The sequence below is a fragment of the Pseudomonas sp. A2 genome, from assembly GCF_023100865.1.
GTDB classification, from domain to species: Bacteria; Pseudomonadota; Gammaproteobacteria; order Pseudomonadales; family Pseudomonadaceae; genus Aquipseudomonas; species Aquipseudomonas asiatica.
In genome coordinates, this window is the sequence record NZ_CP039127.1 from 438522 (window position 1) to 451240 (window position 12719).

Below are 12719 nucleotides of genomic sequence, written 5' to 3' on the forward strand. Positions count from 1 at the left end.
TGCATAAATATAAATCAAGCGAGGTAAGAGCATGTCTGGCAATCGTGGAGTGGTATATCTCGGCGCCGGCAAGGTCGAGGTGCAGAAGATCGACTACCCGAAAATGCAGGACCCACGCGGCAAGAAGATCGAGCACGGCGTGATCCTGAAGGTGGTCTCCACCAACATCTGCGGCTCCGACCAGCACATGGTCCGTGGCCGCACCACTGCCCAGGTCGGCTTGGTCCTGGGCCACGAAATCACCGGCGAGATCGTCGAGAAGGGCCGTGACGTCGAGCGCATGCAGATTGGCGACCTGGTCTCGGTGCCATTCAACGTCGCCTGTGGCCGCTGCCGCTCCTGCAAGGAAATGCACACCGGTGTCTGCCTCACCGTCAACCCTGCCCGCGCTGGCGGTGCCTATGGTTACGTCGACATGGGCGACTGGACCGGCGGCCAGGCCGAGTACGTGCTGGTGCCGTACGCCGACTTCAACCTGCTGAAACTGCCCGAGCGCGACAAGGCCATGGAAAAGATCCGTGACCTGACCTGCCTGTCTGACATCCTGCCTACTGGTTACCACGGTGCCGTGACTGCCGGCGTTGGCCCAGGCAGCACCGTCTACGTTGCCGGTGCCGGCCCGGTCGGTTTGGCTGCCGCTGCCTCGGCACGTCTGCTGGGCGCTGCTTGCGTCATCGTTGGCGACCTCAACCCAGCCCGCCTGGCTCACGCCAAGTCCCAGGGTTTCGAAGTGGTCGACCTGTCCAAGGACACCCCGCTGCACGAGCAGATCGTCGATATCCTCGGCGAGCCTGAAGTGGACTGCGCCATCGACGCCGTTGGCTTCGAGGCCCGCGGCCATGGCCACGAAGGTGCCAAGCATGAAGCGCCAGCTACCGTGCTGAACTCGCTGATGCAGGTTACCCGCGTTGCCGGCAACATCGGTATCCCGGGCCTGTACGTGACCGAAGACCCGGGTGCGGTGGATGCTGCCGCCAAGATCGGTGCGCTGAGCATCCGCTTCGGCCTGGGCTGGGCCAAGTCGCACAGCTTCCACACCGGCCAGACTCCGACCATGAAGTACAACCGCCAGCTGATGCAGGCGATCATGTGGGACCGTATCAACATTGCCGAAGTGGTGGGTGTGCAGGTGATCAACCTCGACCAGGCGCCGGAAGGTTATGGCGAGTTCGATGCGGGTGTGCCGAAGAAGTTCGTTATTGACCCGCACAAGATGTGGGGGGCGGCGTAATCAGCGCCGATTAACGAGAGCCCCTCGAATCGAGGGGCTTTTTTGTGGCTGTTGCGCTGATCTCAAGCCTGCACTGCCCTGTAGGAGCGGCCTTGTGTCGCGAAAGGGCTGCGCAGCAGCCCCGGCAATTTGTGCATTTGCGCCAAAACCCTGGGGCTGCTTGGCAGCCCATTCGCGACACAAGGCCGCTCCTACAGCTGACCGCGTTAACCGGCCAAGCTATACAAGGCTCAGCGCATCATCCCCAACTCGGCATCATCCATCAGCGCCTTGGCCAACGCGCTCAGGTAATGTGAAGCCCAAAGCAACTGCGGCTTGTTGTCCATCAGTCCGTCAATGGTCATATCCCGCACATATCCCATCAGCTCGGAAGCCTGGTCACGGGCATCCTGGCAAGGAATACCAGGGGCGATACAGAACAGCGCGTGGGTCTTGTTCTCCCCCTGATAAAACATGGTCTTGCCGACGGTGGTGTTGGGTTCTCTTTCGTCTGTTGTCAATCAAGCCTCAGTGCACATCCATGCCTCGGCCGGCATCTGCACCTGTACCAACGCAGCCTCAAGCAGCCCCGCAGCGCTTCCAGCTCATGCACCGAAGCCATCATCAGCATCGCAACCGGCGCTTCGGCCGCAGCCCAATCGCCTGCTGCGCCACAACCTAGGCGCACTGGGTGTACTCCGTGGCCTGGAGGATGGTGTCCTCAAGGGAATGGAAATTGTGGGGTGGATCAGAAACGGTTTTCAGCATGGTGTAACCCTCTGTCGGTTGTGCCGGCACCCTCTGCTGTCAAACAAATGGGTGGCAGCTGTACGCGGGTTGACAGACCGGTCGACAGAGTGAACCCGGCGCAAACAAGGTGCCCCACGCACAGCCACCATTGAGGTAAGCCATAACGTATCTGTCGGTATCGGCCTGTCAAAGCCGATCGCTGATTGGCAGCGACAGCCCGAGACTAGGATGCAATCCAGAGAACTGCAATGGCTTGGAGGGGGTGGTGAGTATGTTTGGGAAATGGACTACAAGGAAGAGGTTAAATCTTAAAAAATCTGAGAAAGGCTTGGTTCGAAGGAATGGGATAGAATTAATTTCATCACGAAAGGATATTCATATTAAACATCCAGAGCCGCTTGTAAAAGGCGGCTTTGGAGTGTTCTGGCTCATATTTAATAATCATCGGCCATGAGGTCGTCAATACTACCGCGCCGGGCTATGCGTGCATGTGTACGGGTTTCTCGTTGGCCATGTCTGATTAACCTTAAAAAATTGACAGGGCCTCCAAGATTCTGTATGCGGCCTATATCATTCAAGTGTTCTGGTCGTGGTAAGTTTAGGCTTTGAGCAAAGGTTTTGGGTACGCCTGGAAGTATGCCTGCTCTAGCGGCGCCTATTGTTGCATTGCTTTCGAAAATCTTTGTTAGGTAGCGGTCAATAATCGGCGCGGCCTCGTGGTGCTTGGCGGTACGATGGCGGAGTCGCGGAAGTATAAATTATACTAACTTCATCTATGTTGATTCTGCTACTGGCAAATTTGACAGTTGCTTTTCTGGAGCGACATGGCTCTCCGGCCCTTCTCTGAGGAAATGTCCGATTGCGCTGTGAGTAGCGCCATCAACTGATATTTTTGCTAGTAGACGGCATAACCTGATTGGGCGAGTGTATGGATAGAGGTGATCATGCTGCTGGAGGTGATATCTATGCCTATTAAACCTGTGCCTGAACAAGGAATGTCTGAGAAATATGATGCCAAGTTGGAACTGGCCTTCGCTCAGTATTTCTATCAAGGTGATAATCTACATGCAAAAATCCAAAGCTATAAATGCCAATCGATTTATAGGTTCGAGCACGGCGTGCTTGCCCAGCGTGAAATTCATGACGGTCGATACGAGATAGGACTGCTTTATCATGATGAAAAACTATCTGTTTCGCGTGTGCCGAAATATGGAGCGAAATTTGGAGTCGCCTACGCGCCCTATGGTTGTGCATCCTTAGAAAATTTAAAGGATGCTTTGCTTGGGTTCAGTGGTGAGCGATTTGATGAAGTCGCAGTTCGTTACTTATTAGGTAATGGATATCGTGCGTATAGTCCCAGTCTGATGCGATTTACCAGTCCGGATAACTTGAGCCCATTTGGTAGAGGGGGAGCGAATTCGTACGTGTACTGCATTAGTGACCCTGTAAACTTTACCGATCCGACAGGTCATGGGCGGATTTTCAACTTTTTTAGGAGTCTTCTTTGGTCCTCTAAAAGCCCTGGCGGAAAGCAGGCAGACCAAAACGTCCGGATTGGTTATCATGGTACAAGTAAGGCCGCAGCAAAGAAAATTTTGAAGAAAGGTTTTAAAAGCCCAACTGGCACATTGTTTGTGACCGATACGTACGAGAATGCGCTCAACTATGCACGTTTAAAGAAAAAAGGTGCTGTGTTAGCGGTAAGTACAGTTGATTTTGCAGTGGTTAATAAAGAATCCTCACGGGGAGTGGTACGGAGCAAAGGTATAAATGAACTTAGGATTCCCAGGGCGGCGCACCACTTGCTTACGTTCACGCGAGTTTCAAGTCCAGGCGAGCCTACAGATTTTGGCAGGTTTATAACTCTGGAAGAGCAAATGGCGCGCGATTTCCAAGCGTTCCAGCAAAGGCTGAGGGAAAGCTGACTGTGCGGTGTCGTCTCCTCCTTCACTGTGGGCAAAGCCGGCGCCTTTGGTTCAGCCTTCAGTCTGAAATTTTAGGACGCGTAGTGCTGGCCCTATCACCGGCGGCCAGCAGTTTTATCAGGTAGCGGGTGATTAGGGGCCGACTCCTTTGAGTATCTGGGTATCTGCTTTAAAAGTGAAACCATCGGAGTTGATCAGTGTGGTCTGGAGGATGCCGTCTTCAAGGGAGTGGGGATTATGGGGCGGATCAGAAACAGTTTTCAGCATGGTGTAACCCTCTGTCGGTTCTGCTGACACCCGCTGCTGTCAAACAAATGGGTGGCAGCTGTACGCGGGTCGACAGAGTGAACCCGGCGCACACAAGGTGCCCCACGCACAGCCACCATTGAGGTAAGCCATAACGTATCTATTTATGTCGGCCTGTCAAAGTCGATCGCTGATTTGCAGCGACCGCCTGAGACTAGGACGCAACCCAGATCGCCGCAATGGCCTGGACTGCGGACGCTGAATGCTATTGATAGGAGTAAAAAACAGAGCATCCGCATCGGTCGAACCGAGGTAGACAGCTCCCGCATCGAGCAGTTTTCAGGTGATATCTACAATCTGCTAACTGGCATTTACGATCATCTATAGTGATTTTCGCAATTCCCTGAACTGTTTTTAAAGATTCGTTAGCAGGATTGCGCCGCGACGCCCACTAGGCCCCCTAATACCTTGCATAGATATTTGATCTGCTACCTGGCGGATCCGTTCCCGTATTTCTTGTGGTGTTAGCTCAACGGTGTCGAGTGAATGTTGGGAGCCTATGCTGGGCGTTCTTGATGGGCGAGACTGCATGCGCGCTATCGCAGTCTCATAATCTGGTGGTTCGCCTTTAGTTTCAGCGTATGTCGGTAGAGATAACTTATTCCGTCCATCTATCGGGTGGGGGGCGCGCGTGTCGTCAAATGCAGTGAAAGATGAGCGAGGTGTGTCTACAGGAGTTAGTTGGATTCCAATTGTCTCTGAGTTTTGGCTCCGTGAACGAGAAACCATGTTAGCTTGCGTTTCTGCCAACTGGGGTGGACTTTGTGTACGTCTGGCCGAGGGCGTTCTAAGATGCAGCCTGTTTGCTATGCCTTTTGCAACGCTGCGCATAAAATGTGGAACGTGGCCAGAAGGATCATTAAAGTTCACCGGGTCTCCAAGGCAGTAGACATATGCATTTAGTCCGCCTATGCCAAAAGGGCTGAAAGAGTCTGGGCTAAGAAAGCGATGCAAGACTGTACTCAATGCTCTGTATCCGTTACCTAGCGGATACCCTTTAATTACTTGGTCAAACCATTGCCCATTGAACGAAAGTAGTGTTGTCGCCTTGTTGCTATCCAGATATCCGTAAGGTGAATAAGCCATTGATTCTGTAGGTGTGCCGAGAATGGAGTTGGTGCGGTCGCTTTTTAGAATTTTGACCGACGTCCTCTGGTCGCCTTGAGCTACTGGTATGTCTTGTGCCCACAGTACATGACGAATGCCTTGTGCAGATATCTCTGTTGTTACGTGATGACTTTTATAGAAATGAAGGGCTCCGCCATTGGCTATCCTTTTCAACCTCCTCATAGACTCGGAGGGAGCCTGTCCTTTTATGCATTTCGAATTGGTAGTCATGACGTTCTATCTCAGAGAGTGCTTTATGGCTAACTCTGCGCATTCTTGCTAGCGCCAGCAACTAGCAGTTTTACTAGGTAATTAACGGTCAGGAACAAACCTTCAAATGTTTTGTCAAACCCCTCGTTTCCCACGCCATCCCGGCCGACGAGGTCCCCTCCCGATGAGAGCATTCACCCTGGCAACCCTGATGACCCTGGCCGCAAGCCCGGTGTTCGCCTTCAACCTCAGCGACGCCGCCAACGCCGTGTCGGCCATGCAGAACCAGAATCAGAGCCAGCAAGGCCAGTTACAGGCACCCGAGGCGCAGGCAAACCTGCTCAATACCTTGGGCAGCCAATTGAATATCACCCCGGAGCAAGCCGTGGGCGGGGCAGGGGCCATGCTTGGGCTGGCGCGCAACAACCTGAGCAGCGACGACTATGGCCAATTGACCAAGGCCGTGCCAGGGCTGGACCTGCTTGCCGGGGCCAATGTGCTGGGTGGCTTGAGTGGCCTGGGTGAGCTGCTGGGCAAGAACAGCGAGAGCCAGTCGGCCTTGAGCAATGCGCTGGGCAACAATGTGGAAAACCGCAGCGACCTGGACAATGCGTTCAAGGCGCTGGGGATGGATACCGGGATGATCGGGCAGTTTGCGCCGTTGCTGCTGCAGTACCTGGGGCAGCAGGGGATTGCCGGGTCGTTGTTACAGAGCCTGGGTAGCCTGTGGGCAAAGCCGGCGCCTTTGGTTCAGCCTTCAGTCTGAAATTTTAGTACGCGTAGTACTGGCCCTATCACCAGCGGCCAGCAGTTTAATAAGGTAGCGGGTGATTAGGGGCCGACTTCTTTGAGTATCTGGGTATCGGCTTTAAAAGTGAAACCATCGGAGTTGATCAGTCCCGAGTTGTGGACGGATCTCCTCCGCTCTCCTTCCAATACGCTCAATATCATTGCGGTATTGCTGAAATAGCTCGGAGCCCGGCTCGAGGTAACCTAGGTTTCTATTGAAGGTTTGAATATGCCCGTCGGCGATCACCAACTCATTGTAGAGACTTAGAGCATTATCCAGCGTTATTGCCTGCGGTGCCTGCTCCGCACGCGGTATGTTGTTGAGAGGTAGCGCTGCATTGCGTTCGTGGTTCGGGGCAGCTGCGGCATCAAGCCCGCCGCGGTGTGCATACCTTTGCTGACCTCTGGGTTGAGCAAGAGGGTTTCTTGGCGGATTCAAAGCGGCCTGTTGTTGCCTGCGCTGCAGTCGCCGAATCAACATAGCGTTTTCTTGGCCAACTTCGTCAGGTTGCAGCAGCGGTACACGTCGGTTGATAAAACTAGGTATGCGCTGCGGTTTAGACCCGGCATGTCCGTCTGGGTCTGACTTATTCACTGGGTCGTTAACGCAGTAACTATATGCATTTAGCCCTCCCGCCCCAAACGGACTCCAACTGTCAGGCGCAAGAAACCGCATGAGTAACGTGCTGTACGGCCGGTAACCATTGCCAAGCAGGTATGTTCCAGAGTGGCTTTCTTGCAGTTCGCCATTGAAGCCGAGCAGGGACGCAAGGCCGGCTTCGGTGGGGCTGTATCCGTATGGGGTATAGGCAGGTAGGACGATTTGCATCGGTAATGACCTCGCGCAAGTCTGGACCGCTTCAGCTTGGGTCAACGCGAGGCCATGTACAACTGGAAGAAATGACAGTACTTGCGGCGGACCTCAGCCCGCTTCGGAGAAGTCAGCCAGCAGAACCGGACGGCGGAAACCCGAAGTCAGAACGGCCAAGTACGCAAGACCCAGCGCAAACCAGCACAGGCCAATCACCAAGGTAAGCGCCGACAGGCTGGTCCACAGCCACAGTGTCAGCCCCAACCCCACCAGCGGCACCAGGCCATAGCTCAGCAGCCCTTTGAGGCTGCGCTGCGAGGCATCGTCCACCAGGTGGGTCTTCACCACCGCCAGGTTCACCGCCGAAAACGCCACCAGCGCACCAAAGCTGATCAGCGAGGCAAGGGTCGCCAGGTCGATCACCAACGCCAGCAACGAGAACGCCGAAACCAGCAGAATGGCGAACACCGGCGTGCCAAAGCGCGGTGACAGGTAGCCGAACGTTCGCTGCGGCAGCACCTTGTCACGACCCATGGTGAACAGAATGCGCGACACAGCCGCCTGCGAGGCCAGCGCCGAGCCCAAGCTGCCAGCCACATAGGCCGCAGTGAAGAAGTTGGCCAGGAACTGCCCGCCCGCCTTGAACATCACCTCGTTGGCCGCCGCATCGGCATTGGCAAAGGTGGTGCCCGGCAGTACCAGTTGGCTGACATAGGCCAGCACGGTGAACAGCACCCCGGCGAACAGGGTGGTGAGGATGATTGCCCGTGGCACATCGCGGCGGGCATCGCGGCATTCTTCGGCCAAGGTCGAGACAGCGTCAAAACCGAGGAACGACAGGCACAGCACCGCCGCACCGGCCATCAGCGCGCCGAAGCCCGGCTGCGAACCGTCGCCCAGCAGTGGTGAAAGCAGGTCGAGCGGCTGGCCGGCCAGGGACTGGCAGGACAGGGCGACGAACACCACGATGAAGACGATCTGTGCACCGACGATCAGGTTGCTGGTCTTGGCCACAGAGTGAATACCGACCACGTTGAGCACCGTGACCAGGGCGATAGAGGCCAGCGCGATCGACCACGCGGGGATGGCCGGAAAGGCGATGTTCAGGAACAGGCCGATCAGCAGGTAGTTGATCATCGGCAGGAACAGGTAGTCGAGCAGCAGCGACCAGCCGGCCAGGAAGCCTACGTTCGGGCCGAAGGCCATGTTGGTGTAGGAGTACGCCGAGCCCGCGACCGGGAAGCGTTTGACCATGAAGCTGTAGGAGGTGGCGGTGAACAGCATGGCCACCAGGGTGACGATATAGGCGCCGGCCGTGCGGCCACCAGTAAGTTCGGTGACGATGCCGTAAGTGGTGAAAATGGTCAGCGGGACCATGTACACCAGGCCGAAGAACACCAGGGCGGGCAGGCCGAGGACACGGCGGAGCTGGACGGGGGTGGAGCTGGGTGGGTTGGCCATCGTTCGATCCAGAGCATTTTTGTAGTTGTGCTTTGGTCGATTTTTATCCACTTAGGTGGGGTGTGACAAAGAAGTAATCCTAATGCTGATTATTAGCCAGGTTTTTAATCGGATTCTTGTAATGCCTGTACCGGCCTTTTCGCGGGTAAACCCGCTGCCACAGGGGGCTTACAGGTCTTGAGTACTGCGCAGTACCTGTGGGAGCGGGTTTACCCGCGAAGAGGCCTGGTCAGGCAATGGAAATCTCAGCCCATCTCCACCCGCAGCTGCTCGATCCGCAAGTCCTTCTCCACCCACAACTGGTTCACCCAGCCCTGCACGGTCTGCCTGAACTCAGCATCATTCTCGTAATCCCCCGCCCACAGCATCGGGTCCAGTTCACGCACACGAATGTCGATAATCACCCGGCTGATGCTGCCATTGAGCAAATCCCAGAAACCAGGCGCCTTGTTGCCGGGGTAGACGATGGTCACATCCAGCAAGGCATCCAGTTGCTCGCCCAATGCCGCCAGCACGAACGCCACGCCACCAGCCTTGGGCTTGAGCAGGTAGCGGTACGGCGATTGCTGCTGCTGACGCTTGGCTTCGGTGAAGCGTGTGCCTTCCAGGTAGTTCACCACGGTCACCGGCTGGCGCTTGAACAGTTCACAAGCAGCCTTGGTGATTTCCAGGTCCTTGCCCTTCAGCTCGGGGTGCTTTTCCAGAAACGCCTTGCTGTAGCGCTTCATGAACGGGTAATCCAGCCCCCACCAGGCCAGGCCCAGCAGTGGTACCCAGATCAGCTCCTTCTTCAGGAAGAACTTGAAGAACGGTGTACGGCGGTTGAGGCTCTCGATCAGCGCTGGAATATCGACCCAGGTCTGGTGGTTGCTGACGGCCAGGTACGAAGTGTCCTTGCGCAGGTTCTCGACGCCGCGGATATCCCACTGGGTAGGAATGCACAGGGCAAAGATGGCCTTGTCGATCTCCGACCAGGTCTCGGCCACCCACATCACCGCCCACGAGGCATAGTCACGCCCACGCCCCGGCAGCACCAGTTTGAGCAGGGCGAAGACCAGCAGCGGGCAGATCAACACCAGGGTGTTGAGCAGCAGCAGGGTGGTAGTGAGGATGCCGGTCAGCAGGCGACGCATAAAGAGACTCTTGTTGTGGGAGATAAACGGTTGGCAATGATAAGCAGGGCAGTGGCCTACGCCAAATTTCCAGTGCCCTGCGGCGAGGACAAATGTTTCACATTATGTTGGATAGGCTTGTGACAGCGAACCTATCCTGCCAGTGCAGTCTAAGCACTGACCATCCTCAAGGAAGCTTGCCTGTGAAACCTCTGCTTGCCCTGTTGTCGTTGTTGGCGCTGCCGGTCATGGCCGCCGAGCCCACAATCTATGGCCGTTACGAGAACATAGCCCTGCCCGAACTGGGCGAAACCCTGAAAGCCAAGATGGATACCGGTGCCTTCACCGCGTCGCTGTCGGCCAAGGACATCGAGCTGTTCACCCGTGATGGCGACGAGTGGGTGCGCTTCCGCCTGGCTACCAAGGACTCGGACGGCAAGGTTTACGAGCACAAGGTCTCGCGCATCAGCAAGATCAAGGGCCGTGCCGATGAGGAGGAGGAAGGCGATGCGCCGGAAATCTCCAAGCGCCCGGTGGTCGACCTGGAGCTGTGCCTGGGGGACGTGAAGCGCACCGTCGAGGTCAACCTGGTGGACCGCAGCAGCTTCAACTACCCGTTGCTGGTGGGCTCCAAGGCTTTGCGCGAGTTCAAGGCGGCGGTCAATCCGGCCAAGAAGTTCACTGCTGGCAAGCCTGACTGCTGATTCAAAACCGCATTGGTCCCTCCATTGTAGGAGCGGCCTTGTGTCGCGATCGGGCCGCAAAGCGGCCCCTCGATTCCAGCGTTGATGCAGACATTGTCGGGGCCGCTCTGCGGCCCTTTCGCGACACAAGGCCGCTCCTACACAATAGTGCGTCGCCATAGATATCTGCACAGGCCTGGACGCCATGCCCCACATCCTCATCGTCGAAGACGAAGCCGCCATCGCCGACACCTTGGTCTATGCCCTGCAGGCCGACGGCCATAGCACCGAATGGGTAACCCTGGGCAGCGCCGCCCTCGACCAGCAGCGCCAGCGCCCGGCCGACCTGGTCATCCTCGATATCGGCCTGCCCGATATCAGTGGCTTCGAAACCTGCCGTCAGCTGCGCCGCTTCAGCGAAGTACCGGTAATGTTTCTCAGCGCCCGCGACGGCGAAATCGACCGGGTGGTGGGACTGGAAATCGGCGCAGACGACTATGTGGTCAAACCCTTCAGCCCGCGTGAAGTGGCGGCGCGAGTACGGGCGATCCTCAAGCGCATGGGCCCCAGGGTCGAGCCAGCTGTCGAGACCACGCTGTTCCAGCTCGATACCTTGCGCATGCAGATCACCTACCGCGGCCAGCCTCTTCCCCTTACCCGCCACGAATTCCGCCTGCTGCAATGCCTGCTCGAGCAACCGCACCGGGTATTCAGCCGCGAACAGCTGCTCGACGCCGTGGGCGTGGCCTCTGACGTGGGGTACGAGCGCACCATCGACAGCCATATCAAGAGCCTGCGCGCCAAGCTGCGCCAGGTGGCCAGCGACGCCGAACCGATCCAGACCCACCGCGGCCTCGGCTACAGCTACAGCCCGGACCATGCCTGATGCGCCTGGGCATCCGGATCTTCCTGGTGTACTTCCTGTTCGTCGGGCTGGCGGGCTACTTTCTGCTCAACACGGTGCGTGAACAGATCCGTCCGGTAGTGCGGCAGTCCTCGGAAGAAACGCTGGTGGACACCGCCAACCTGCTGGCCGAGATCCTGCACGATGACGTCAAGGCCGGCACCCTGAACCAGAGCCGCTTGCCCGAAGTGCTCAAGGCCTACGGCTCGCGCAGCCCGGGTGCGCAGATCTGGGGTCTGGCCAAGAACCAGGTCAGCCACCGCATCTACGTCACCAATGCCAAGGGCACTGTGCTGCTGGACTCCAGCGGCGAGGACCTGGGCAAGGACTACTCGAAGTGGAATGACGTGTACCTGACCTTGCGTGGCCAGTACGGCGCCCGCTCCACCCGCAGCGACCCCGACGATGAAAGCACCTCGGTGATGCACGTGGGCGCACCGATCATCGACGAGGGCAAGATCATCGGCGTGGTCACCGTGGCCAAGCCCAACAGCTCGCTGCAACCGTACATCGACCGCTCCGAACGGCGCTTGCTGACCCTGGGCCTGGGGCTGATTGGCCTGGGCCTGCTGATCGGTGCCGCGTTGTCGTGGTGGCTGGCGCGCTCGCTGCGCCGGCTGGCCCGCTACGCCCAGGCGGTCAGCGAGGGCGAGCGCGCCGCCCTGCCGCATTACAAGGGTGGCGAACTGGCGCACCTGGCCCAGGCGGTCGAGCGTATGCGCACGCAACTGGAGGGCAAGGCCTATGTCGAGCGGTATGTGCATACCCTGACACACGAGCTGAAAAGCCCACTGGCGGCCATTCGTGGCGCTTCCGAGCTGTTGCAGGGCGATGATATGCCGGCTGACCAGCGGGCGCGTTTTGCCGGCAACATCGAGCGCGAGAGCGAGCGTTTGCAGCAGATGATCGAACGCCTGCTCAACCTGGCCCGGGTCGAGCAGATGCAGGCGCTGGAGGATGAGCAGCAGGTGGCGCTGGCGGCATTGGTGGACGAGTTGCTGTTGGCCCATGCGGCGCGTATCGAAGGTGCCGATTTACAGGTGCGCCAGCGGGTGCCGGCTGGTTTGCGCTTGTTGTGTGACCCATTCCTGATGCGCCAGGCGCTGGCCAACCTGCTCGACAACGCGTTGGACTTCACCCCGGAGGGCGGCGCGCTGCTGTTCGACCTGGAGCGCGATGGCGAGCGGGTGGCGCTGAGTGTGTTCAACCAGGGGCAGGCGATACCTGCCTACGCCATTGGGCGGGTGAGCGAGCGGTTCTACTCGCTGCCGCGGCCGGGGAGTGGGCGCAAGAGTACCGGGCTGGGGCTGAATTTCGTGGCCGAGGTGATGCAGCTGCATGGCGGGGCGTTGGCGGTGGATAACGTCGATGGTGGGGTGCGGGTGAGGTTGTGGCTGCCGGTGCGGCGTATCAGCTGACATTGCCGGGGCTGCTGCGCAGCCCAATCGCCG

The 12719-nt window shown here is 57.7% G+C and carries 11 protein-coding genes and 1 pseudogene; 6 read left to right on the forward strand and 6 right to left on the reverse strand.

Annotated elements, in window-relative coordinates; translation table 11 throughout:
• Nucleotides 1-31 precede the first annotated feature (31 nt).
• A complete protein-coding gene (gene fdhA, locus E5221_RS02090) occupies nt 32-1231 on the forward strand; it encodes a formaldehyde dehydrogenase, glutathione-independent (RefSeq protein ID WP_015268662.1) in 1200 nt (399 codons plus the stop codon).
• A gap of 230 nt (nt 1232-1461) precedes the next feature.
• On the opposite strand, the gene E5221_RS02095 is transcribed toward fdhA, so the two are convergent.
• A complete protein-coding gene (locus E5221_RS02095; protein ID WP_061550719.1) occupies nt 1462-1731 on the reverse strand; it encodes a DUF3077 domain-containing protein in 270 nt (89 codons plus the stop codon).
• Nucleotides 1732-1978 (reverse strand): annotated as a pseudogene (locus tag E5221_RS02100) (hypothetical protein).
• Between the two features lie 926 nt (nt 1979-2904).
• Here E5221_RS02100 and E5221_RS02105 point away from each other — a divergent pair.
• On the forward strand, nt 2905-3885 hold the full coding sequence (locus E5221_RS02105) for an RHS repeat-associated core domain-containing protein (RefSeq protein WP_247847719.1): 981 nt from the start codon (nt 2905-2907) through the stop codon (nt 3883-3885).
• A 660-nt stretch (nt 3886-4545) separates the two neighbouring features.
• Here the strand turns inward: E5221_RS02105 and E5221_RS02110 are convergent.
• Entirely contained in the window at nt 4546-5529 is a 984-nt protein-coding gene (locus tag E5221_RS02110) for an RHS repeat-associated core domain-containing protein (protein WP_348984755.1), read from the reverse strand.
• A 163-nt stretch (nt 5530-5692) separates the two neighbouring features.
• On the opposite strand from E5221_RS02110, the gene E5221_RS02115 reads away from it, so the two are divergent.
• Nucleotides 5693-6274 carry a DUF2780 domain-containing protein gene (locus E5221_RS02115; protein ID WP_061550865.1) on the forward strand — a complete coding sequence of 194 codons (582 nt, stop codon included), beginning with the start codon at nt 5693-5695 and terminating at the stop codon, nt 6272-6274.
• Nucleotides 6275-6376: 102 nt separating this feature from the next.
• Here E5221_RS02115 and E5221_RS02120 read toward each other — a convergent pair whose 3' ends face one another.
• The 3 genes from E5221_RS02120 to E5221_RS02130 form a co-directional block, all read right to left on the reverse strand.
• The gene (locus E5221_RS02120) at nt 6377-7126 is read right to left on the reverse strand and encodes an RHS repeat-associated core domain-containing protein (protein ID WP_247846805.1); all 750 of its coding nucleotides are present in this window, start codon (nt 7124-7126) and stop codon (nt 6377-6379) included.
• Nucleotides 7127-7219: 93 nt separating this feature from the next.
• Nucleotides 7220-8569, reverse strand: a complete 1350-nt coding sequence (locus E5221_RS02125) for an APC family permease (RefSeq protein WP_061550867.1) — start codon at nt 8567-8569, stop codon at nt 7220-7222.
• Between the two features lie 245 nt (nt 8570-8814).
• On the reverse strand, nt 8815-9702 hold the full coding sequence (locus E5221_RS02130) for an acyltransferase (protein WP_039613201.1): 888 nt from the start codon (nt 9700-9702) through the stop codon (nt 8815-8817).
• A 182-nt stretch (nt 9703-9884) separates the two neighbouring features.
• On the opposite strand from E5221_RS02130, the gene E5221_RS02135 reads away from it, so the two are divergent.
• From E5221_RS02135 to creC, 3 genes are all read left to right on the forward strand, one after another.
• The gene (locus tag E5221_RS02135; RefSeq protein ID WP_003257529.1) at nt 9885-10385 is read left to right on the forward strand and encodes an ATP-dependent zinc protease; all 501 of its coding nucleotides are present in this window, start codon (nt 9885-9887) and stop codon (nt 10383-10385) included.
• Nucleotides 10386-10569: 184 nt separating this feature from the next.
• Nucleotides 10570-11250: a two-component system response regulator CreB gene (gene creB / locus E5221_RS02140; protein ID WP_039613202.1), complete on the forward strand. Its 681-nt coding sequence runs from the start codon at nt 10570-10572 to the stop codon at nt 11248-11250.
• Entirely contained in the window at nt 11250-12686 is a 1437-nt protein-coding gene (gene creC, locus E5221_RS02145; RefSeq protein ID WP_182329370.1) for a two-component system sensor histidine kinase CreC, read from the forward strand. The genes creB and creC overlap by 1 nt, the downstream gene beginning before the upstream one ends.
• Nucleotides 12687-12719 lie beyond the last annotated feature (33 nt).